General features: G+C 44.2%; 34 protein-coding genes. 32 read left to right on the top strand and 2 right to left on the bottom strand.

Features of this window, described 5'->3' with window-relative positions:
* Window positions 1–76 precede the first annotated feature (76 nt).
* The 3 genes from BUB71_RS12540 to BUB71_RS19125 all read left to right on the top strand — a co-directional run bounded on the left by BUB71_RS12540 (window position 77) and on the right by BUB71_RS19125 (window position 2,994).
* Entirely contained in the window at window positions 77–1,039 is a 963-nt protein-coding gene (locus tag BUB71_RS12540) for a helix-turn-helix transcriptional regulator (protein WP_073155171.1), read from the top strand.
* 181 nt (window positions 1,040–1,220) lie between these two features.
* Window positions 1,221–1,661 carry a hypothetical protein gene (locus tag BUB71_RS12545; protein WP_073155172.1) on the top strand — a complete coding sequence of 147 codons (441 nt, stop codon included), beginning with the start codon at window positions 1,221–1,223 and terminating at the stop codon, window positions 1,659–1,661.
* Between the two features lie 322 nt (window positions 1,662–1,983).
* The gene (locus BUB71_RS19125; protein WP_139279089.1) at window positions 1,984–2,994 is read left to right on the top strand and encodes a hypothetical protein; all 1,011 of its coding nucleotides are present in this window, start codon (window positions 1,984–1,986) and stop codon (window positions 2,992–2,994) included.
* 394 nt (window positions 2,995–3,388) lie between these two features.
* Here the strand turns inward: BUB71_RS19125 and BUB71_RS12565 are convergent, their stop codons facing one another.
* Entirely contained in the window at window positions 3,389–3,637 is a 249-nt protein-coding gene (locus BUB71_RS12565; RefSeq protein WP_073155176.1) for a hypothetical protein, read from the bottom strand.
* Between the two features lie 498 nt (window positions 3,638–4,135).
* On the opposite strand from BUB71_RS12565, the gene BUB71_RS12570 reads away from it, so the two are divergent.
* On the top strand, window positions 4,136–4,912 hold the full coding sequence (locus BUB71_RS12570; RefSeq protein ID WP_073155177.1) for a hypothetical protein: 777 nt from the start codon (window positions 4,136–4,138) through the stop codon (window positions 4,910–4,912).
* A 263-nt stretch (window positions 4,913–5,175) separates the two neighbouring features.
* On the opposite strand, the gene BUB71_RS12575 is transcribed toward BUB71_RS12570, so the two are convergent.
* Complete coding sequence (locus tag BUB71_RS12575; RefSeq protein WP_073155178.1) at window positions 5,176–5,709, bottom strand: DUF6022 family protein; 534 nt, start codon at window positions 5,707–5,709, stop codon at window positions 5,176–5,178.
* Between the two features lie 368 nt (window positions 5,710–6,077).
* On the opposite strand from BUB71_RS12575, the gene rpsJ reads away from it, so the two are divergent.
* The 28 genes from rpsJ to rpsM all read left to right on the top strand — a co-directional run bounded on the left by rpsJ (window position 6,078) and on the right by rpsM (window position 19,168).
* Window positions 6,078–6,386 carry a 30S ribosomal protein S10 gene (gene rpsJ / locus BUB71_RS12585; protein WP_139279090.1) on the top strand — a complete coding sequence of 103 codons (309 nt, stop codon included), beginning with the start codon at window positions 6,078–6,080 and terminating at the stop codon, window positions 6,384–6,386.
* A gap of 34 nt (window positions 6,387–6,420) precedes the next feature.
* Entirely contained in the window at window positions 6,421–7,068 is a 648-nt protein-coding gene (gene rplC / locus BUB71_RS12590) for a 50S ribosomal protein L3 (protein ID WP_073155180.1), read from the top strand.
* 24 nt (window positions 7,069–7,092) lie between these two features.
* Entirely contained in the window at window positions 7,093–7,719 is a 627-nt protein-coding gene (rplD, locus tag BUB71_RS12595) for a 50S ribosomal protein L4 (RefSeq protein WP_073155181.1), read from the top strand.
* Window positions 7,716–8,003: a 50S ribosomal protein L23 gene (rplW, locus tag BUB71_RS12600; RefSeq protein ID WP_073155182.1), complete on the top strand. Its 288-nt coding sequence runs from the start codon at window positions 7,716–7,718 to the stop codon at window positions 8,001–8,003. Before rplD ends, rplW begins: the two co-directional genes overlap by 4 nt.
* A gap of 24 nt (window positions 8,004–8,027) precedes the next feature.
* Window positions 8,028–8,867 (top strand): 50S ribosomal protein L2, encoded by an 840-nt coding sequence (gene rplB / locus BUB71_RS12605; RefSeq protein ID WP_073155183.1) that lies wholly within the window; start codon window positions 8,028–8,030, stop codon window positions 8,865–8,867.
* 46 nt (window positions 8,868–8,913) lie between these two features.
* Window positions 8,914–9,195, top strand: a complete 282-nt coding sequence (gene rpsS, locus BUB71_RS12610; protein ID WP_073155184.1) for a 30S ribosomal protein S19 — start codon at window positions 8,914–8,916, stop codon at window positions 9,193–9,195.
* A 24-nt stretch (window positions 9,196–9,219) separates the two neighbouring features.
* A complete protein-coding gene (gene rplV / locus BUB71_RS12615; protein ID WP_073155185.1) occupies window positions 9,220–9,555 on the top strand; it encodes a 50S ribosomal protein L22 in 336 nt (111 codons plus the stop codon).
* A gap of 21 nt (window positions 9,556–9,576) precedes the next feature.
* Window positions 9,577–10,236 carry a 30S ribosomal protein S3 gene (gene rpsC, locus BUB71_RS12620; protein WP_073155237.1) on the top strand — a complete coding sequence of 220 codons (660 nt, stop codon included), beginning with the start codon at window positions 9,577–9,579 and terminating at the stop codon, window positions 10,234–10,236.
* 3 nt (window positions 10,237–10,239) lie between these two features.
* On the top strand, window positions 10,240–10,668 hold the full coding sequence (gene rplP / locus BUB71_RS12625; RefSeq protein WP_073155186.1) for a 50S ribosomal protein L16: 429 nt from the start codon (window positions 10,240–10,242) through the stop codon (window positions 10,666–10,668).
* Window positions 10,658–10,882, top strand: a complete 225-nt coding sequence (rpmC, locus tag BUB71_RS12630) for a 50S ribosomal protein L29 (protein ID WP_073155187.1) — start codon at window positions 10,658–10,660, stop codon at window positions 10,880–10,882. Before rplP ends, rpmC begins: the two co-directional genes overlap by 11 nt.
* The gene (gene rpsQ / locus BUB71_RS12635) at window positions 10,879–11,145 is read left to right on the top strand and encodes a 30S ribosomal protein S17 (protein WP_073155188.1); all 267 of its coding nucleotides are present in this window, start codon (window positions 10,879–10,881) and stop codon (window positions 11,143–11,145) included. The genes rpmC and rpsQ overlap by 4 nt, the downstream gene beginning before the upstream one ends.
* 43 nt (window positions 11,146–11,188) lie before the next feature.
* Entirely contained in the window at window positions 11,189–11,563 is a 375-nt protein-coding gene (rplN, locus tag BUB71_RS12640; protein WP_073155189.1) for a 50S ribosomal protein L14, read from the top strand.
* Between the two features lie 89 nt (window positions 11,564–11,652).
* Window positions 11,653–12,003, top strand: coding sequence for a 50S ribosomal protein L24 (rplX, locus tag BUB71_RS12645; protein ID WP_073155238.1), 351 nt, complete (start codon window positions 11,653–11,655; stop codon window positions 12,001–12,003).
* Window positions 12,004–12,032: 29 nt separating this feature from the next.
* Complete coding sequence (gene rplE / locus BUB71_RS12650; protein ID WP_073155190.1) at window positions 12,033–12,578, top strand: 50S ribosomal protein L5; 546 nt, start codon at window positions 12,033–12,035, stop codon at window positions 12,576–12,578.
* Between the two features lie 23 nt (window positions 12,579–12,601).
* Window positions 12,602–12,787 carry a type Z 30S ribosomal protein S14 gene (locus BUB71_RS12655; RefSeq protein ID WP_073155191.1) on the top strand — a complete coding sequence of 62 codons (186 nt, stop codon included), beginning with the start codon at window positions 12,602–12,604 and terminating at the stop codon, window positions 12,785–12,787.
* A 23-nt stretch (window positions 12,788–12,810) separates the two neighbouring features.
* Window positions 12,811–13,209 (top strand): 30S ribosomal protein S8, encoded by a 399-nt coding sequence (gene rpsH / locus BUB71_RS12660; protein ID WP_073155192.1) that lies wholly within the window; start codon window positions 12,811–12,813, stop codon window positions 13,207–13,209.
* A 27-nt stretch (window positions 13,210–13,236) separates the two neighbouring features.
* Window positions 13,237–13,776, top strand: a complete 540-nt coding sequence (gene rplF / locus BUB71_RS12665) for a 50S ribosomal protein L6 (RefSeq protein WP_073155193.1) — start codon at window positions 13,237–13,239, stop codon at window positions 13,774–13,776.
* A gap of 37 nt (window positions 13,777–13,813) precedes the next feature.
* Entirely contained in the window at window positions 13,814–14,182 is a 369-nt protein-coding gene (rplR, locus tag BUB71_RS12670) for a 50S ribosomal protein L18 (protein WP_073155194.1), read from the top strand.
* A gap of 47 nt (window positions 14,183–14,229) precedes the next feature.
* Window positions 14,230–14,697: a 30S ribosomal protein S5 gene (gene rpsE, locus BUB71_RS12675; RefSeq protein WP_139279094.1), complete on the top strand. Its 468-nt coding sequence runs from the start codon at window positions 14,230–14,232 to the stop codon at window positions 14,695–14,697.
* Window positions 14,698–14,708: 11 nt separating this feature from the next.
* A complete protein-coding gene (rpmD, locus tag BUB71_RS12680) occupies window positions 14,709–14,897 on the top strand; it encodes a 50S ribosomal protein L30 (RefSeq protein WP_073155196.1) in 189 nt (62 codons plus the stop codon).
* 34 nt (window positions 14,898–14,931) lie between these two features.
* Window positions 14,932–15,372 carry a 50S ribosomal protein L15 gene (gene rplO, locus BUB71_RS12685; RefSeq protein WP_073155197.1) on the top strand — a complete coding sequence of 147 codons (441 nt, stop codon included), beginning with the start codon at window positions 14,932–14,934 and terminating at the stop codon, window positions 15,370–15,372.
* Window positions 15,372–16,670, top strand: coding sequence for a preprotein translocase subunit SecY (gene secY, locus BUB71_RS12690; RefSeq protein ID WP_073155198.1), 1,299 nt, complete (start codon window positions 15,372–15,374; stop codon window positions 16,668–16,670). Before rplO ends, secY begins: the two co-directional genes overlap by 1 nt.
* Before the next feature lie 29 nt (window positions 16,671–16,699).
* Window positions 16,700–17,347 (top strand): adenylate kinase, encoded by a 648-nt coding sequence (locus BUB71_RS12695; protein ID WP_073155199.1) that lies wholly within the window; start codon window positions 16,700–16,702, stop codon window positions 17,345–17,347.
* A 2-nt stretch (window positions 17,348–17,349) separates the two neighbouring features.
* Window positions 17,350–18,096, top strand: coding sequence for a type I methionyl aminopeptidase (gene map, locus BUB71_RS12700; RefSeq protein ID WP_073155200.1), 747 nt, complete (start codon window positions 17,350–17,352; stop codon window positions 18,094–18,096).
* A gap of 18 nt (window positions 18,097–18,114) precedes the next feature.
* Entirely contained in the window at window positions 18,115–18,408 is a 294-nt protein-coding gene (locus BUB71_RS12705) for a KOW domain-containing RNA-binding protein (protein ID WP_073155201.1), read from the top strand.
* A gap of 4 nt (window positions 18,409–18,412) precedes the next feature.
* Window positions 18,413–18,643: a translation initiation factor IF-1 gene (infA, locus tag BUB71_RS12710; RefSeq protein WP_073155202.1), complete on the top strand. Its 231-nt coding sequence runs from the start codon at window positions 18,413–18,415 to the stop codon at window positions 18,641–18,643.
* A 26-nt stretch (window positions 18,644–18,669) separates the two neighbouring features.
* On the top strand, window positions 18,670–18,783 hold the full coding sequence (rpmJ, locus tag BUB71_RS12715) for a 50S ribosomal protein L36 (protein ID WP_073155203.1): 114 nt from the start codon (window positions 18,670–18,672) through the stop codon (window positions 18,781–18,783).
* Window positions 18,784–18,799: 16 nt separating this feature from the next.
* The gene (gene rpsM, locus BUB71_RS12720) at window positions 18,800–19,168 is read left to right on the top strand and encodes a 30S ribosomal protein S13 (RefSeq protein WP_073155204.1); all 369 of its coding nucleotides are present in this window, start codon (window positions 18,800–18,802) and stop codon (window positions 19,166–19,168) included.
* The last annotated feature ends 4 nt before the right edge of the window (window positions 19,169–19,172 follow it).

A 19,172-nucleotide genomic window follows, 5' to 3' on the forward strand; every position in this document is an offset into this window, starting at 1 on the left:
GACTTGTGTTGATCACTTGTTAGGTATATGATAACTACAAATCATGTCAAAAAATGATACTGTTTAGGGGTTTCTGATGAAAAAAGTAGAGCGGATTAATACAATGATGCGATATATAAATAATAGATCCCGTTTTACCATTTCTGAAATTATGCGTGAATTTCATGTCTCTCGTTCCACTGCGATTAGGGATATCAGAGAAATCGAAGCTATGGGGATGCCACTCGTCTCTGAGGTTGGAAGGGATGGAGGTTATTTTGTCATGCATAACTCTGTCCTGCCCGTTGTTCGCTTTACCGATCATGAAGTCAAAGCCCTTTTTGTTGCCTTTATGGCGACAAGAAATCAACAATTACCTTATCTAAAGAGTCGTCAGTCTTTAGCTGAAAAATTACTGGGACTTATCTCAGAAAACCAGCAAGAAGACCTCGTTTTTTTAAATCAAATTTTGCTTTTTGAAGGAACGAACCCCCATAACCCCGATCTACTTGAACTTTCAGATCTCCCTCATCCCATGTTAGAAAACCTCATTCAAGTCATTCTTTTGGATCGTTATTTATTGATCACGATCAAAGAAGAGCATGCAATAAAGTCTTATCCCATCTATCTCTTGCATCTTTATCATGAAAAAAGCTTTTGGCTGATTGAAGGATTTGACTTAAAGGAAGAGAAGAGGGGAATCTTTCCTGTTGATCATTTGATTGATGTGAAACCCTATCCAACGAAAAAAAGATTAAGTAAGAAAAAGGTTTTAGAAAAACTAAGTAAACAGGATGAGGAAGTCAATCTTGTCCTTGAACTTGGTCCAAAAGCGATTGCCCAATTCAGAAAGTACCATCCTTTTAAAGTCTCCATTTCTTATACAAATCCTTTCCAAACTACAGCCATTCTAAAAACATTTATCAATGTTCATATGCCCGAAGAATTGATTGAGATAACAGATTGGCTTCTTTTTCTGGGTAAGGATATGAAGTTTCGAGAAGTGCCAAAAGAAGTCTTAAAAGATTTACAAGAGAGATTAAGCTTATACTGCCCATAAACAGCTATTTAAACTTAAATATTTTATAGTTTGTATCATAGCGCCCGAGATGGAGTTTTGTTGCTCACCGCTTCACTCACTCGTTAGCGTTTTTCTTCTGTCTGATTAAACAAACACTTGAAATCATGATGTTTTAGCGTTTGTATAAAGAGGTTATTTTCAAGTTTGAGAAGGGAATAGAATGATTGTAACCACTTACATGATTGTCTGGGAGGGGCTTGTTTCTATCAATTTCTCGAAATATGTATGGATGATCTTATTTGAAAAGCCGTTTCGTCAATTGAGTCTGTGCTTTTATCAAAAGTTGAAAGGGGATTTTATGGATCATTCCAGAATTGTAGAGGAAGAGAATCAGGGGCCAGATAAGGTGAGGAACTTTGACGTCGATGGATGCCTAGTAAAAGTACGTCGAGAGTGTTCATTTAATGTCTCTTATTCAAGCGGTGAGGGACTTATTTTTATCGCTGAAAACAAACATCAAGTTGATGAATTATTAGAAGTTCTAGAAGGCATTCAAGAGCAGATTAAGAAACTGGTCATAGAACAAACAATTTTAAAAAAGGTAGAGGAAATGCTAGATGAACGGTTGAAACCTCCTGATCATCTAGATGAATCCTTATGACATAGATAAAAGAGACCATCATCGCTTGGTGGTCTCAATGTGTAATAAGAGTTTTGAGTAGAAGAAAGAGAAATTGCTGTTCACACGATTGGATGACATTTTAATAGAGAAGTCGTAATTTGACGAATATTTATAGGTTTGATTTAATATAAATATGAACGATTTTTCCGCTAAACCATTTCTCCATAGGGAGACTGCGGAAGGATCTTTCGATCGTTGTCTCCCTAGGAGCTCTAAGTGGAATCCTTTCGGATGCCACCAACGATGGAGCCTTTTGGGAGGCATAGAAAACCGGTTCATATAGATCAGAAGGGAGACCCCCATGGGTCACAACGAGAACCCGAGGTGGAAGTCGATCCTCAGCGGTTACCTCCAGCAGCGCATCGTTAAGCTCCAGAACGACAAGGACAACCTGGAGGAGCAGATGGGCGCCATCCTGTCCACCGTCGAGGAACTCCTCAACGAACTTCGGGAAGTCGAGATGAAGTTGCAGCGCCTCGAGGGGCCCGAGCTGGAGCAGCTCAGCCGCAAGCTCGAGAACGACAGGGACAAATTCTGGAATCTTCTGACGATCTGCGAGCTGCCCGGCCTGGGGGAGCTCAGCCGCAAGCACCGGAACGTCGAAGGCAAGTTGCGGGTGCTACGGCAGCTACTCGACAGCCGGCCCACCGTGGATATGTTCATCAGGGGGTACGGCCATCAGGATCCGTCGTCTGTCCGCGAGACATGGGACGAACCGTACTACGTGGGGAAGCACTTGAACAAGTACCTGGATGACCGACTGTTCCCCATCGACAAGTCGTGGGACGTGTACCCGTTCCTCAGTAAGATCCTCCGGGACAACGAGCACCTCTTCACCTTCGACAAGGACGAGCTCTGGGGCAAGGCGTTCGCCGATTTCGAAGGCGGCGACTTCAGCGGGAAGACGGAAGAGTCTCGTTTTCCAGAGTTGGAGGACAAGTTCGGCTTGACCTTCGGCACCGGATCCGACCTGTTCGACGAGATCATCGGTCTGGCGATGGAACTGAGGCCGAAGGTCCGAACCCATCGAGGCCGAAGCCTCGACGTGTACGTCAACCAGGAGTTGGTCGGGTCGTTCGGTCAGCAGAAGTCAACCGATCTGTGGATCAGTGGACCGATCGTCCGCATCACCTTCAGACAGGTCTGCTGCATGTTCAAGCACAGGATCACGACGACCGAGATCAAGCTCATTGTCCAGCATCCCATTGACGACCAGCCGGGCAAGAAGCAGGTGAGGATCGAATTCATCAATCAGATCACCACCGACAAGGGCACCGTGGAGAAGATCAATCGGGAAACCCGTTTCATCTGAGTCGCCTGTCTCTGCTCCATCCAGCCAAAAACTGGATAGAGGGCAGAGAGGTGAAAATAAAATTCGCAATATTCTTACTATATTCTAATCGCATCATGATTATCGTTTATATTGATGTTGCCAAAATAATGGTTTCTGTGCATTCAAGTGCTTCTTGTATAAATCCTTCAAGTAAACTAACACATCATTACGAGGGATCATTTTTTTCATCAATTAAGATCATTCCAAACGGGATATGTTCCATTTCATCAGCCCGTGTATAGTCAGCTTTTTGAAGTACTGCTTTCAAAGGAAATCATAAAGCGTTGAAGATCTCATCCAAAAGAGCCTGACCCTACAAGGTCAGGCTCTCCTGATTGAGGATTGATTGCACCAGGAATGGCGCAGCAGGAGGTTATTTCTGCTTGAACTTGCGTTGGACCGCGTAGTAGACAAGACCGCCAGCAAGTAGCGGCATGATGATCAGCATTTCCAGCTCCACCTCTGCTTCGTAGCTCTTCCAAGCAACCACGACCAATGCAGCAGCCGCAGCGATTGAGGCAATGATGGTGTCGAGGTTCTCCAAGTTGGAGAGGAATTTAACCACCATGTAGATGACGAAGCCAGCAATCGCCACGACGAAGAGGAAGAGGATGCTTTCCATGGTGCTCCTTCGGGTTGGTCCACTCCTGTGGATTCGACGGCAGGCTGAGTCGAAGCTCCCTTGCACGGGACTTCCCGTTTTTGGAAGGAAGGATGACTCAATGTTTCTATCTTTATCTTAGCCTGCTCCATATAAGCGGTCAATTGAAGTCTATTTTCGCTACATTTTTATGAATATGGGGAATTAATAGACAGGAGAGATGGCCGGGTTTTATTGTTAACAGAATTAGAAATATTGTATAATTTAGAGAAGTCCTGCATTCATTCTCCTTCTAGTAATCTACCTTCTTGGTAGCCTAGTTGGTGTGTGCAACACGCAATCACCGTAGATAAAGAGTGAGGTGCGTTGCCTGACCTTCACGGAAGGAATTTTCTCATGCTTGCAGTTCGCAGGTACTTGATTAGTGGACGGAGGCCAAAAAGCCAAACAATCGCATACCGTGTGGGCGGCTGATCGTTTCCCGTCGGGAATTTTATTCTCGAAAGGAAGCGAAATGTTATGAAACATGATCCATTTTCAAAACAGGTGTCCCCTTTGCAATCGAGTCGAACGGAGCAATCTGATCCTCTTGCATCGGAAGATACCATTCAGTCGTCTAAGGAAAATCTTGAGCAAACGCCTTCTCCGGCGCAAATGGAGATGCTGCAACAACTGCTTCAAGAGGTACAGACGGGGAATACAATCCAGCAGCAAATGTCTCTGCAACTGGAGCAAATCAGTAACAGGTTGCATCAGAAGGAGCAATCTGAGCAACAGTTGAGACAAGAAGTTGCTGAGTTAAAGCGCACCAATCACCAACTGGTGAGGCTTCTCATGCAACAAGCGAACTGGATGCGACAACAGATGCTCCGACTTCAAAGCAATCAACGATTATCGGTGCAATCCGATCAAATGTTGATGGCAGAAGTACGGGAAATCCGCAAGTCGCAATCCTCACTGCACCATCGCTTGGATCAGTTGACTTGTTCGATGGAACAAGTAATGCAGATGCAACAGGAGTTAGCAGACTCCGATCAGTCCATCCAGCAGCAGCTCAAAGCGCTGAAGGAACTGGATGATCAGATCCTCGCCTTATTATTAGAGGCAAAAGGAAAGCCATGGCACGCCAAAAACTTGGTGAACACATGGCCGGGATTTGTCATCTTTAATGGATTGTTCTTAAAACTGCTCGAGTACTTGACTCAAGATCAATTGGGAACAGCCGCCTCAGCAATTAAGGCGACTGTGACCACACTCCTTACCCACATGGTAGAGCTTTGGTCGGCCTTCATGTAGGGTTAAGGATTTTTTAGTTTGACCCGACGGAGATCGTTCGCCTCACGGCGGCGATTCCGTCCACTCTTATTTTAGAATGGATACAGCAACCTGTCAAGGGAGCTGTTTGAATATTAAAGCGATTCGTGGATGATCCTCATCCGCTTGGCATATAAAAAAAGAGATCGATTTCGGCTAGGAAAAGAGGCAGACTCTCAGCTTGTAGACAAAGTCACGTGATCTGGTCGTAGTGTAGGATAAAGCGGTAAATCTTATGGCGCTTTTTAGCAGTCTGTTTTAGATGAATCTTTTGGCTTTGGATGAAAATAGAGGTCTTCGGTAAAGCGACGATTGCGTGCATTATGAATAGATTGAGCTCTTTTTACCACTCCTTGCAGGTCGATTGCATCGGACATATGCGCACGAGGTCTTGTCGGAAGTGATAGCTTTGTATGATTCTGGAAAAGCTCTACAATCAGTCCACCAATTGGTTTATCTATAAAGCGGATCAATCGCCAGTACATACGATTTCGGTATGTGGATGAGCCCCATTCTTGAGAATCATCAAGGGTAAAGGTGCCAGGAAACTGGTAACAACATTCATGCAATCGTCCAAAGATAGGCCCCATTAGATAGGATAGATAAGTTCCATAAGCCAGATTGCCCATCCGTTGGTAAACTGCTGTTAATTCATCATACTTCGCATGAAAAACTTCTTCCCAACTTGATTCGATATATAGGTCTGTAATTTCGACAATCGAGTTAATCGACATCCCAGGTGTAATTTGCAGAGCAATTTGGAGTGCCTTTTCATACATTGCTAAACCTCCTTGTTGCCATTCTTGAAATGAAAGGTGATCCATTTAAGTTTACAAGAAGATGAATGAAATATTTGGTCGAAAGAGTAGAAATTGTGGAGCCACTACTATCTTTGCTAAAAGCTGTAAAGACGTTATCTTTCATAGCCATGTAGATGATGTTTCTTACCCAAAAAATAGCGATGGAAAACATCCTATTGCAGAAATTGCTTGCATCATGGAGATTTTTTTTTTATAATAGCAAATGTTGGTTTCTAAGCAGCGATGAAGTGGAAGGTTGCCGACACACCCGGCCCCTTTGCCATGGGGTGGGACGGGGAATTTCCATGGAGAAGTTCATTGCTAAAATGGGCGAAGGAGGTTACGATATGGCAAAACAAAAGATTCGCATTCGTTTAAAAGCCTACGATCATCGTGTATTGGATCAATCTGCTAAAAAGATTGTTGACACAGTCAATCGTACAGGTGCAAAGGTAGCAGGACCTGTACCGCTTCCTACAGAGAAGACGGTCTACACAGTACTGCGCGCTGTTCATAAGTATAAAGATTCACGTGAACAGTTTGAAATGCGTACACATAAGCGTCTCATCGATATTGTGAATCCATCACAACAGACAGTCGATGCTTTAATGCGCTTAGATTTGCCTTCTGGCGTTGATATCGAAATTAAGTTATAGATACGAAATTCTCACATGGTAGGAGGTGTAAATGATGAAAGGGATTCTAGGTAAGAAGATTGGGATGACACAGATTTTTGCTGAAGATGGCAATGTAGTGCCTGTGACTGTGATTCAAGCAGGACCTTGTGTTGTTCTACAAAAGAAACAAGTACAATCAGATGGCTATGAAGCGATTCAGCTCGGTTTTGAAGAGCGTCGTGAGAAATTGACCAAGAAGTCGACTGGTGCGACTCGTCCAGCAAAAGGACATGCGGAGAAAGCAGGTGCCAAGCCTCAAAAGTTTATTCGCGAGATTCGTGGAGTTGATCTAGAATCATATGAGTTAGGATCAGAGATTAAAGCCGACCTTTTCCAAGCAGGTGAACAAGTCGACGTGACTGGCACATCGAAAGGAAAGGGTTTTGCTGGTGCAATCAAACGGCATAATCAGCGCCGTGGTCCTATGAGTCACGGTTCCCATTATCATCGTGGCCCTGGTTCACTCGGTCCGATTGCTCCAAACCGTGTCTTTAAAGGACAAACGCTTCCTGGACGGATGGGTGGAGAACAAGTAACCACGCAAAACTTACAAGTTGTCCAAGTTGATGCTGAAAATAATCTTATCTTGATCAAAGGTGCTGTTCCAGGCGCTAAAAATGGCTATGTTGTGATTCGCACGGCTGTAAAAAGTAATGCCTAATATCAGGGAAAGGAGGAAATGATGATGCCAAAATTACAAGTGGTTGATATGACTGGACAAGAAGTAGGCGAGATTGAGCTTACAGATGCCATTTTTGGTATCACTCCCAACCAAGCAGTTCTTCATGATGCGGTTGTGATGCAACAGGCTTCACAACGTCGGGGAACCCATGCAGTGAAAAACCGTTCTGCTGTACGTGGTGGTGGGAAAAAGCCTTATCGCCAAAAAGGGACTGGACGTGCTCGTCATGGTACGATCCGTTCACCAATCTTTGTTGGGGGTGGTGTTGTTTTTGGACCGACCCCACGTAGTTATGCGTACAAACTGCCTAAGAAAGTGCGTCGACTTGCGATCAAGTCTGCTTTATCAGAAAAAGTAGGTGAACAGCAAGTAGTTGTGCTTGATGAGTTAAATTTGAACCAACCGAAAACAAAAGAGATGGTTCAAGTTTTACAAAACTTGAATGCAGCAAAGAAAACTTTGATTGTTACAGATGGAGTGGCTGAAAAAGAGCAACGTGCAGCTCGTAACATTCCTGGGATCAAGTTGATCACTCCAGAATCAATCAATGTGCTCGATGTGTTGCATCATGATAAACTGATCATCACCCGCGGCGCAGTTGCCAAGGTAGAGGAGGTGTTTGGTCAGTGAAAGACCCACGAGATATTATCCGTCGTCCAGTTGTAACGGAAAATTCGACCGACCAAATGGAACAAGGGAAATATACCTTTGAAGTCGATGTCCGCGCGAATAAAGTTGAAATTCGCCAAGCAATTGAATCGATCTTTGGTGTTCAAGTGAAGAATGTTCGGACCATGCGTACACCGGGGAAAATCAAGCGTTATGGTCGTTATTCAGGCAGAAGACCAGAGAAAAAGAAAGCAATCATTACACTGACTGAAGAAAGTAAACCGATTGAAATTTTTGAAGCTTAATCTCAGCAAAGGAGGGAAATCGACATGGGAATCAAAAGTTATAAACCGACGACACCGTCTCGCCGTCATATGACTTCTTCTACTTTTGAAGAAATCACAACCGATAAACCGGAAAAATCCCTTTTAGCACCGCTTGTGCGTAAGGCGGGTCGCAATAACCAAGGGCGTCTGACGATGAGACACCAAGGCGGTGGACATAAGCGTAAGTATCGTGTCATTGATTTTAAGCGTAATAAAGATGGCATACCTGGCAAAGTTGCTACGATCGAATATGACCCAAACCGTTCTGCTAACATTGCTCTTCTGCACTATGCAGATGGTGAGAAACGTTACATCTTGGCTCCTCACGGGCTTAAAGTAGGGATGGAGGTTATGTCTGGGCCAGATGCAGATATCCGAGTGGGGAATGCGCTTCCTCTCAAAGATATACCCGCTGGTACAACCATTCATAACATTGAATTGAAACCAGGTCGTGGTGGACAGATGGTTCGTGCAGCAGGTACTTCTGCGCAACTATTAGGAAAAGAGAAGAAATATGCGATCATTCGTCTGACTTCAGGAGAAATGAGAATGGTACTGCTCACCTGTCGTGCTACGATTGGTCAAGTAGGAAACTTGGATCATGAATTGATCAATATCGGAAAAGCGGGTCGCTCTCGTTGGCTAGGTAAACGCCCAACGGTTCGGGGTTCTGTGATGAACCCATCTGATCATCCACATGGTGGTGGGGAAGGTCGCGCTCCAATTGGTCGGAAATCGCCAGTTACTCCTTGGGGTAAACCAACCTTGGGATATAAGACTCGGAAGAAGAACAAGCCTTCCGATAAATATATTGTACGTCGTCGTAAGAATAAGAAGAAGTAATGAGATGATCTGAGTCGAGCAAATGGAGAAGGGAGGCTGGTAATCAATGAGCCGTAGCCTGAAAAAAGGACCTTTTGTCGATGATCACTTGATGAAAAAAGTGATGGCAAACCAAGACATCGAAAAGAAAGTTGTCATTAAAACATGGTCCCGTCGTTCGATGATCATTCCTGAAATGATCGGGTTAACAATTGCTGTCTATGATGGACGTAAACATGTTCCAGTGTATATCAGCGATGACATGGTCGGTCATAAATTGGGTGAGTTCGCGCCCACTCGGACGTTCCGCGGTCATGCCGGGGACGATAAGAAGTCAAAGAGGAAGTAGGCAAGCAAGGAAGGAGGCTGTCACATGGAAGCAAAAGCAGTGGTCCGTACAGTTCGTATTGCTCCACGCAAGGCACGTCTAGTAATCGATTTGATTCGTGGTAAGTCAGTGGAAGAAGCGTTAGCGATTCTACGATTTACCCCTCGTGCTGCCTCGCCAATTATCGAGAAAGTGCTGAATTCAGCCGTTGCAAATGCAGAGCATAATTACAATCTGGATTCAAATCGCCTAGTTGTAGCCAAAGCATTTGTCGATGAGGGGCCGACGATGAAACGCTTCAAACCTCGTGCAATGGGGCGTGCAAGCCGGATCAATAAACGGACAAGTCATATTACCGTTGTTGTAACAGAACAATCATAAAATTTTAAGGAGGGATGAATGTTGGGTCAGAAGGTACATCCAATCGGTCTGCGGATCGGAGTGATTCGTGACTGGGATTCAAAATGGTATGCTGGCAAGGAGTACGCTGATTTACTTCACGAAGATATTCAAATTCGTGAGTACCTGGAAAAGCGTCTCAAAGATGCTGCCCTTTCCAGAGTAGAGATTGAGCGTGCTGCAAATCGAGTAAACATCAGCATTTACACAGCAAAGCCAGGTCTGGTGATCGGTAAAGGCGGACAAGAAGTCGATTCGATTCGGCAGGCATTGGTCAAGTTAACAGGCAAACAAGTTCATATCAATATCAATGAGGTGAAAAAGCCTGAGCTCGATGCGAAATTGGTTGCAGAAAATATCGCACAGCAGCTAGAGCGTCGGATTGCATTTCGTCGGGCTATGAAACAGTCTATTCAACGGACTTTACGTGCAGGAGCGCAAGGTGTGCGCACACAGGTAAGTGGTCGCTTAGGTGGCGCAGATATTGCACGTACGGAAGGATATAGTGAGGGAACCGTTCCACTTCACACATTGCGGGCTGATATCGATTATGGGTTTGCAGAAGCACATACGACTTATGGTCGAATCGGTGTAAAAGTGTGGATTTATCGAGGTGAGGTTCTCCCTACGAAAAACAAAGGAGAATCGGAAGGAGGCGAGTAACACATGTTAATGCCCAAACGAGTGAAATATCGTCGTCCACACCGTGGTAAAATGAGAGGTCGTGCAAAAGGTGGTACTGAGGTTGCCTTTGGCGAGTTTGGTTTGCAGGCTCTGGAAGCATCTTGGATTACCAACCGTCAGATTGAGGCAGCTCGCCGTGCGATGGTTCGTTTTATGAAGCGTGGCGGTAAGTATTGGATTAAAATTTTCCCTGATAAACCTGTTACCCAAAAGCCATTAGAGGTACGGATGGGTAGCGGTAAAGGTTCTCCTGAAAAATGGGTAGCCGTAGTAAAGCCTGGAAAAGTGATGTTTGAAATCGCAGATGTACCGGAAGATGTAGCACGTGAAGCTTTGCGTTTGGCTGCTAACAAACTTCCAATTAAGACGAAATTTGTAAAACGTGAGGCGGGTGGAGCAAATGAAAGCTAGAAAACTCGTTGAAGAGCTAATTGGAATGACCACCGCCGAGGTAGAACAGAGACTCGCTCAATACAAAGAAGAATTATTTAACCTCCGTTTCCAAGCAGCAACAGGAGCGTTGGAAAATCCATCACAATTGCGGGTAGTTCGTCGCAATATCGCTCGTTGTAAAACGATCCTGCGCGAGCGCGAACTAGATCAGGAAAGGAGGAAACAAGTTTGAGCGAACGAGATACACGTCGGAAAGTTCGAATTGGTAAAGTGGTCAGTGACAAAATGGATAAAACCATTGTTGTTTCAGTTGAAACATATAAAAAAGATCGTCTTTATGGAAAACGAGTGAAGTACTCCAAAAAATTCAAAGTACATGATGAAGAAAACAAAGCCAAAATCGGTGATACTGTACGGATTATGGAGACTCGCCCATTGTCGAAAGATAAGCGTTGGCGTTTGGTAGAGATTGTGAAGGAAGCTGTTATTATCTAATACCTGAGCCTACAGCAAGAAGTGAGCAAAGGAGGGAATGAGGATGATTCAACCACAGACCCGTCTACGTGTCGCCGATAACTCGGGCGCAAAAGAAGTTATGTGCATCCGTGTCCTTGGTGGCTCCAAGCGGTCTTCCGCTGGTGTTGGAGAGATTATCGTCTGTTCAGTCAAACAAGCTACACCTGGTGGCGTTGTCAAGAAGGGCGATGTTGTAAAATGCGTGATTGTGCGTACAAAGCGTCCAGTTCGTCGCAGTGATGGTACCTATGTGCGTTTCGATGATAATGCGGCAGTTGTGATCAAAAGCACAGAAGATAAAGATCCACGCGGTTCACGTATTTTTGGACCCATTGCTCGTGAGCTACGTGAACGTCAATTTAAGAAAATCGCCTCTTTAGCAGATGAACTCATCTAGTCACTTTTCTATCCCTTTAAGCTAAGAGGGATCGATGACAAATAGTATATAGATCGGAGGTGCGATTGGTGGCAAAACGTCCAAATAAGTTGCATATTAAAAAAGGCGACAATGTGGTTGTGGTTCGAGGGAAAGAAGCTCCCCATTTTAACGATGGAAAAAAAGTCTACACCAGAGGTCGAGTGATTAAAGTATATCCAGATCAACGGCGTGTGCTCGTAGAAGGTTGCAACATGGTGAAGCGTCACTCTCGTCCAAGCCAAGCCAATCCACAAGGTGGCATCATTGAGAAAGAAGCCCCTATTGATATTTCCAATGTAATGATTGAAGACCCTAAGACAAAAGAACCAACTCGGATCGGTTATAAGTTTGTCGAAGGTAAAAATGGTGAACAGAAGAAAGTTCGATATGCCAAAAAATCGGGTCAAGTTCTCGATTAAAGAGGTGTTTGGAAAGGAGGTTTAACTTCGTGACAACTCGGTTAAAAGAAAAGTTTTCAAATGAAATATCTGCACAATTAATGGAGAAGTTTAGTTACCGTTCACCCATGCAGATTCCCAAAATCGAAAAGATTGTGATCAATATGGGTGTAGGTGAAGCTGTATCCAATCCAAAGGTTCTGGATCATGCGGTGGAAGACCTCACTTTGATTTCCGGTCAAAAACCAGTTGTGACTCGTGCGAAGAAATCAATTGCTGGCTTTAAACTTCGTGAGAAAATGCCAATTGGTTGTAAAGTAACCTTACGTGGTGAGCGGATGTATCATTTTCTTGATAAATTGGTCAATGTAGCGCTTCCTCGTGTTCGTGATTTTCGTGGTGTTTCCCCTCGTTCCTTTGATGGACGTGGTAACTATAGTCTCGGATTAAAAGAGCAGCTCGTCTTCCCTGAAGTAGATTACGATAAGATCGATAAGGTTCGCGGTATGGACGTGATTATCGTAACAACAGCGACGAATGATGAAGAGGCTCGCGAATTGCTCACATTGTTCGGCATGCCATTTCGTCGTTCATAATTCAAGATAAAGGAGGGAATCCGTTGGCAAAAAAATCAATGGTTGTCAAAGCGGAGCGTAAACAGAAGTTTAAAGTGCGCGAGTATACACGCTGTGAACGCTGCGGTCGTCCCCACTCCGTTTTGCGGAAATTTCGTCTCTGCCGGATCTGTTTTCGTGAATTAGCCTATAAAGGGCAGATCCCTGGTGTCAGAAAAGCTAGCTGGTAATGTTTTGAAAGGAGGGTACACATATGGTGATGACAGACCCAATTGCAGATATGTTGACAAGAATTCGCAATGCCAACATGGTTAAACATGAAAGCCTTGAGCTTCCTGCTTCACGGATCAAACGAGAGATCGCTGAGATTCTGAAGCGCGAAGGGTTTATCCGCGATGCTGAGTACATCGAGGATAATAAGCAGGGAATCATTCGTATTTTCCTGAAATATGGGCCGAATGATGAGAAAGTAATTACTGGTCTCAAACGGATTAGTAAACCTGGCTTGCGTGTATATGCGAAATCGACCGAACTTCCTCGTGTTTTACGTGGTTTAGGAATTGCAATTCTCTCAACCTCAAAAGGTGTTGTAACTGATAAAGAAGCCCGCCAACAAAGAATCGGTGGAGAAGTGCTCGCTTACGTCTGGTAAGTTTGCTTGTAATGGAGGTGAAATCATATGTCTCGGATCGGAAAAAAACCAATCGCTGTACCGAGTGGAGTTGAAGTAAAAATCAATGGTTCCCATGTGGCAGTAAAAGGGCCAAAGGGTGAGTTATCCCGCGATTTTTACTCGGAGTTATCAATCGTCTTAGAAGATGGCCAGGTATTGGTGCAACGAAAAAGTGATCAACGTATGCAACGAGCTTTGCATGGAACAACCCGTAGTCTGATTTCCAATATGGTAGAAGGTGTTTCTCAAGGTTTCACCAAAGAGCTGGAAGTCAAAGGCGTCGGTTATCGTGTACAACAAAAAGGCAAAGGAATCACACTGAACGTGGGATACTCGCATCCTGTTGAGGTAACACCACTTGAAGGTGTAGAATTTCAAGTGCCTGATCAAAATCGGATTATCATATCGGGAATCGATAAAGAGTTGGTTGGAGCAGAAGCAGCTCGCATTCGTTCTATAAGAGAACCTGATCCTTATAAAGGGAAAGGAATCCGTTATAAGGGTGAAGTTGTTCGTCTTAAAGAAGGTAAAGCAGGTAAGAAATAGTAGCTGGGTAGGAGCTTTGAAGGGAGTGAGCTAGAAGGTGATTCAAAAAGAGGATCGCAATAAAAAGCGTAAAAAACGGCATTTGCGTGTGCGTAACAAAGTTGTAGGAAGCCCACAATGTCCTCGTCTTAATGTTTTTCGTTCATCGAAGAATATTTATGCTCAATTGATTGACGATGAAGCGGGTAAAACGCTCGTCTCTGCCTCAACACTTGATTCGACATTTCAAGAGTCAGGCATTAGCAGTGGAACGGTTCCAGCTGCTGAAAAGGTTGGAGAATTAATCGCTGAACGTGCAATTGAAAAAGGATATAAGCGCGTTGTTTTTGACCGTGGTGGATATCTTTATCATGGACGTGTACAAGCATTAGCTGAGGGAGCAAGGAAGGGAGGTTTACAATTTTGAGTAGAGATCGAAGACAAGGTAAACGTGATGCTGCTCAGAGTGAGTATATTGAAAAGCTGGTTAATATTAACCGGGTAGCAAAAGTTGTTAAGGGCGGTCGTCGTTTTAGTTTCAGTGCTTTAGTTGTCGTTGGTGATGGTAAAGGCAAAGTTGGCTTTGGTACTGGGAAAGCATCTGAGGTTCCAGAAGCAATTCGGAAAGCATCTGAAAATGCGAAGAAAAGCCTCGTTTCTGTACCTATTTATGATGATACGATCCCACATGAAATCGTTGGTCGATTTGGTGCTGGACGCGTCATTTTACTCCCAGCTTCCAAAGGTACTGGTGTGATTGCTGGTGGACCTGTCCGCGACGTGTTGACAGTTGCTGGAATCGGTGATATCCTCACAAAATCAACGGGTTCTAATAATCCCATCAATATGGTACGGGCGACGATTAATGGCTTGACGAACTTAAAGCGCCCTGAAGACGTAGCAAAATTGCGCGGAAAAACAGTTGAAGAGTTGCTAGGATAGGGGGGAAGACCGTGGCTAAACAATTGGCGATTACCCTCAAACGCAGCATGATTGGTCGCCCTGAGAACCAACGGGTTACCTTGCGTACCTTAGGGTTGAGAAAAAGAGAACAAACTGTGCATCAACCTGACAACCCTGCCATTCGCGGGATGGTCAACCAAGTGAAGCATTTAGTTGAAGTCGAAGAGTTAGATCAGTAATGGTTCGGAAGATTTCCAAGAGGAGGTGCGATAGATGAAACTGCATGAACTGAAACCTGCAGCAGGTTCACGTAAATCGAATAATCGTGTAGGTCGTGGTCCTGGTTCGGGCAACGGAAAGACATCAGGAAGAGGACATAAAGGACAAAATGCACGTTCAGGTGGCGGTGTTCGCCCAGGTTTTGAAGGTGGACAAAATCCTCTATATCGCCGTTTACCAAAGCGTGGGTTTAAAAATCGAAATCGCAAAGAGTATGCGATCATCAATCTGTCCTTGCTGAACCGTTTTGCTGAGGGATCTGAAGTTACACCTGAACTTTTAGTCAAGCAAGGAGTACTAAAAGATTTGAAAGATGGGTTAAAAATTTTGGGTGATGGTGAGTTAAACGTAAGTTTAACTGTTCGTGCGAATAAATTTTCTCGAACTGCATCAGAAAAAATCACCGCCGTTGGTGGCACGACGGAGGTAATCTAATGTTTCAAACCCTGAGCAATATTTTTAAAGTAGAAGACCTTCGCCGTCGGATTCTCTTTACATTGATGATGTTGGTCGTCTTTCGAATCGGTAGTTTTATTCCGGTTCCCAATACCAATGCAGAGGCCTTAAAACAGTTGGCCACTGAGGGTCAGGGTGTTTTTGGATTAATTAATGCCTTTTCTGGCGGCGCGTTTACCAATTTCTCTATTTTTGCAATGGGAATTATGCCCTATATTACAGCCTCTATTATCGTTCAGCTTTTGACGATGGATGTGATCCCTGCTTTCGCTCGTTGGGCAAAAGAAGGTGAAGCAGGGCGGCGTAAGTTAACACAGTTTACTCGTTACTTCACGATCGGTCTTGCTCTCATTCAATCCATTGCGCTATCATATGGCTTTAACAGAGCTTTAGGCTCTACCTTTATCGTAGGAGGCTCTTTTTGGGATTATGCTCTCATCGCAATTACCCTAACGGCTGGAACAGCATTTTTAATGTGGCTAGGTGAACAGATCACCGATAAGGGAATTGGTAATGGGATTTCAATTTTAATTTTTGCTGGGATTTGTGCATCGCTACCTACTCATATCAGTCAAATTTATAGCACGCTATTTACAAAAGGAAATCCACAAATCTTTCTCAGCATTGTGAAGGCAATCTTGATTGCTTTGATCGTTGTGTTGATTATCGTCGGTGTAATCTATATTTTACAAGGTGTTCGTCGAATTACGGTTCAATACACAAAGCGTGTAGTGGGACGCAAGATGTATGGTGGACAATCTACTCATATTCCGTTAAAAGTTAATGCAGCAGGTGTGATTCCAGTCATCTTTGCATCATCACTCGTTCTTTTCCCTTGGACGATCGCTCGTTTTTGGTCGGGGCATCCAGTGGCGGATTGGATTGCACGCAACTTTGATTACACGCATTTTGGTTTAGGGATGGTTCTCTATGTTGTCTTCATCATTGGTTTTACGTACTTTTATACATTTGTTCAGATTAACCCTGTTCAATTGGCTGACCAGATGAAGAAAAACGGAGGCTTTATTCCTGGTATTCGTCCAGGTAAGACAACATCAAACTTTCTGACCAAAATCATGAACCGGTTGACACTGACGGGGGCTTTCTTTCTGGCAGCGATCTCAGTTCTGCCAATGCTGTTCATCTCTCTAGGCAATATGCCACAATCCGTGCAAATCGGCGGTACATCATTGCTGATCGTGGTTGGGGTAGCACTGGAGACGATGAAAACAATCGAAAGTCAGTTGATTAAACGGCATTACAAAGGATTTATGTAGCTAAGCCTTTCAACCGGGAGGTATGAGGTTTGAATATCATTTTGATGGGATTACCAGGAGCTGGTAAAGGGACACAAGCTGCTCATATCGTACAAGAGCTACAGATTCCTCATATTTCTACTGGAGATATGTTTCGCCATGCAGTAGCTGAGCAGACAGCTCTCGGTCTTGAAGCGAAGTCCTATATGGATCAGGGACAGCTCGTTCCAGATCGAGTCACGATCGGAATTGTACGAGAGCGACTCGCGAAGGACGATTGTGCGAGCGGATTTCTATTAGATGGATTTCCCCGCACTGTCCCACAAGCGGAGGCGCTTGATGAGTTGCTCCAGCAATTAGATCGTGAATTAAACCATGTGATCTATATCGAAGTAACCAAAGAAAAATTATTAGAACGTCTTACAGGTCGACGGATTTGCCGCAAATGTGGAGCCAGCTATCATATGGTTTTCCGTCCGCCTGCAGTTGAAGGAGTTTGTGATGAGTGTGGTGGTGAACTCTATCAACGCGATGACGATCGTTCCGAGACGATGAATAAGCGACTCCAAATCAATCTAAAGTCGACACAAGAGTTGATTCAGTACTATGAACCAACTGGCAAGTTGACTCGTATTGATGGCGAACAGCAGATTGAGCAAGTGACCAAGTCTATTCTATCGCGGATTCGGAGAAGTTAGTGATGATAATCTTAAAATCGAAAAATGAGATTGAGTTGATGCGTGAAGCAGGTCGGATCGTCTATTTAACTCATCAAGAACTGAAACGAGTCATAAAGCCCGATATAACAACAAAGGAACTTGATCAAATCGCTGATCAGTTTATCCGTCGTATGGGCGCGATTCCTTCATTTAAGGGATATAATGGTTTCGCTGGCAGCGTTTGTACATCGATAAACGAAGAATTGGTTCATGGGATTCCAAGCGGAAGAAAGCTAAAAGATGGTGACATCATTACAATCGATGTAGGCGCTCAATTCCGCGGTTATCATGGTGATTCGGCTTGGACGTATCCAGTTGGAACAATTTCTGCTGAGGCTGCAAAGTTGCTTGAAGTTACTGAGCTCTCATTAATGGAAGGACTGAAACAGCTTCGACCAGGTGGACGACTTGGCGATCTTGCACATCGCGTGCAAGAAGTGGCTGAGCAAGCAGGATATTCAGTTGTTCGGGAGTATGTTGGTCATGGAATTGGACAGGATTTGCATGAGCCACCAAGCGTTCCAAACTATGGTCCTCCAGGTAAGGGACAACGTTTAAAACCTGGTATGACTTTGGCAGTTGAACCAATGGTGAACCAAGGAGCGCGTTATGTTCGTACCTTGGATGATGATTGGACTGTTGTCACTGTAGATGGGTCTTTATGTGCTCACTTTGAACATACTGTCGCGATTACAGAAGAAGGCTATGAAATCCTGACGATTGCTTGATCGAGAAAGGTGATTTTAGTGTTTCAAGAGATAAACCGTTATCACCTGGGGCAAGTAGTACAAGTGATTCGTGGTCGAGAAAGTGGCACTTTTGCCATTATCGTAGGTTTGGAGACGGACCGGTATCTTTGGTTGGCTGATGGGAAACGAAGAAAAGCCATGGCACCCAAAAGGAAAAATATTCGTCATGTCCAACCAACAAAGCATGTTGCAACCGAAGTAGCCAAGCGTCTAACGTCTAATGGACAAATAGATGATGCACATCTACGGTATGCCCTTAACCAATTTTTACAGGGAAGTAAAGGAGAGTGAGTCGATGGCAAAAGAGGATGCGATTGAAGTAGAAGGCATCGTTGAAGAATCGTTGCCGAACGCCATGTTTCGTGTGAAGTTGAAGCTGGATAATAGCGATGACCAAGTCGTTTTAGCCCATGTATCTGGAAAGATTCGTATGCATTTTATCCGGATTCTACCGGGGGATAAAGTACTTGTTCAATTATCTCCATACGATCTAACCCGTGGGCGCATCGTATATCGTTTCAAATAGGCTGAGTTGTTAGAGGAGGTATTGAAATGAAAGTACGACCATCGGTGAAACCGATCTGTGAGAAATGCAAAGTGATTCGCCGCAATGGAGCTGTAATGGTGATTTGTGAGAACCCTAAACATAAGCAAAAACAAGGTTAAAGGAGGTGCTTTGTGAATGGCACGTATCTCAGGTGTTGATTTACCTCGTGACAAACGCGTCGAAGTTGGTTTAACCTATATCTTTGGGATTGGACGTTCACTTTCTAAAAAGATTTTGACAGAGGCTGGCGTAAATCCAGACACGCGTGTTCGCGATCTTACAGAGGATGAAGTCAGCAAGCTGCGTGGATATATCGATAAACAATTAGTCGTTGAAGGTGATCTGCGTCGTGAAGTTGCACTTAACATCAAACGTCTAATTGAGATTGGTAGTTATCGAGGCATTCGCCATCGTCGTGGTTTACCCGTGAGAGGTCAAAGTTCAAAAACCAATGCAAGAACACGCAAAGGGCCACGTCGTACGATTGCGAATAAGAAAAAATAAGTTT

Origin of the sequence: Seinonella peptonophila, assembly GCF_900129355.1 — a bacterium.
In the GTDB taxonomy this organism is placed as follows: domain Bacteria; phylum Bacillota; class Bacilli; order Thermoactinomycetales; family Thermoactinomycetaceae; genus Seinonella; species Seinonella peptonophila.

Excerpts from the sequence above, each read along its gene's own strand:
- rplO (WP_073155197.1), top strand. The coding sequence starts at position 14,932 with ATGAAACTGCATGAACTGAAACCTGCAGCAGGTTCACGTAAATCGAAT.
- BUB71_RS12565 (WP_073155176.1), bottom strand. The coding sequence starts at position 3,637 with ATGGAAAGCATCCTCTTCCTCTTCGTCGTGGCGATTGCTGGCTTCGTC.
- rplD (WP_073155181.1), top strand. The coding sequence starts at position 7,093 with ATGCCAAAATTACAAGTGGTTGATATGACTGGACAAGAAGTAGGCGAG.
- map (WP_073155200.1), top strand. The coding sequence starts at position 17,350 with ATGATAATCTTAAAATCGAAAAATGAGATTGAGTTGATGCGTGAAGCA.
- rplF (WP_073155193.1), top strand. The coding sequence starts at position 13,237 with ATGTCTCGGATCGGAAAAAAACCAATCGCTGTACCGAGTGGAGTTGAA.
- secY (WP_073155198.1), top strand. The coding sequence starts at position 15,372 with ATGTTTCAAACCCTGAGCAATATTTTTAAAGTAGAAGACCTTCGCCGT.
- rplV (WP_073155185.1), top strand. The coding sequence starts at position 9,220 with ATGGAAGCAAAAGCAGTGGTCCGTACAGTTCGTATTGCTCCACGCAAG.
- rpsS (WP_073155184.1), top strand. The coding sequence starts at position 8,914 with ATGAGCCGTAGCCTGAAAAAAGGACCTTTTGTCGATGATCACTTGATG.
- rpmJ (WP_073155203.1), top strand. The coding sequence starts at position 18,670 with ATGAAAGTACGACCATCGGTGAAACCGATCTGTGAGAAATGCAAAGTG.
- rplP (WP_073155186.1), top strand. The coding sequence starts at position 10,240 with ATGTTAATGCCCAAACGAGTGAAATATCGTCGTCCACACCGTGGTAAA.
- rplC (WP_073155180.1), top strand. The coding sequence starts at position 6,421 with ATGAAAGGGATTCTAGGTAAGAAGATTGGGATGACACAGATTTTTGCT.
- BUB71_RS12540 (WP_073155171.1), top strand. The coding sequence starts at position 77 with ATGAAAAAAGTAGAGCGGATTAATACAATGATGCGATATATAAATAAT.
- BUB71_RS12575 (WP_073155178.1), bottom strand. The coding sequence starts at position 5,709 with ATGTATGAAAAGGCACTCCAAATTGCTCTGCAAATTACACCTGGGATG.
- infA (WP_073155202.1), top strand. The coding sequence starts at position 18,413 with ATGGCAAAAGAGGATGCGATTGAAGTAGAAGGCATCGTTGAAGAATCG.
- rplB (WP_073155183.1), top strand. The coding sequence starts at position 8,028 with ATGGGAATCAAAAGTTATAAACCGACGACACCGTCTCGCCGTCATATG.
- rpsH (WP_073155192.1), top strand. The coding sequence starts at position 12,811 with ATGGTGATGACAGACCCAATTGCAGATATGTTGACAAGAATTCGCAAT.
- BUB71_RS19125 (WP_139279089.1), top strand. The coding sequence starts at position 1,984 with ATGGGTCACAACGAGAACCCGAGGTGGAAGTCGATCCTCAGCGGTTAC.
- rplN (WP_073155189.1), top strand. The coding sequence starts at position 11,189 with ATGATTCAACCACAGACCCGTCTACGTGTCGCCGATAACTCGGGCGCA.
- rpsJ (WP_139279090.1), top strand. The coding sequence starts at position 6,078 with ATGGCAAAACAAAAGATTCGCATTCGTTTAAAAGCCTACGATCATCGT.
- BUB71_RS12570 (WP_073155177.1), top strand. The coding sequence starts at position 4,136 with ATGAAACATGATCCATTTTCAAAACAGGTGTCCCCTTTGCAATCGAGT.
- rpmC (WP_073155187.1), top strand. The coding sequence starts at position 10,658 with ATGAAAGCTAGAAAACTCGTTGAAGAGCTAATTGGAATGACCACCGCC.
- rpsM (WP_073155204.1), top strand. The coding sequence starts at position 18,800 with ATGGCACGTATCTCAGGTGTTGATTTACCTCGTGACAAACGCGTCGAA.
- BUB71_RS12545 (WP_073155172.1), top strand. The coding sequence starts at position 1,221 with ATGATTGTAACCACTTACATGATTGTCTGGGAGGGGCTTGTTTCTATC.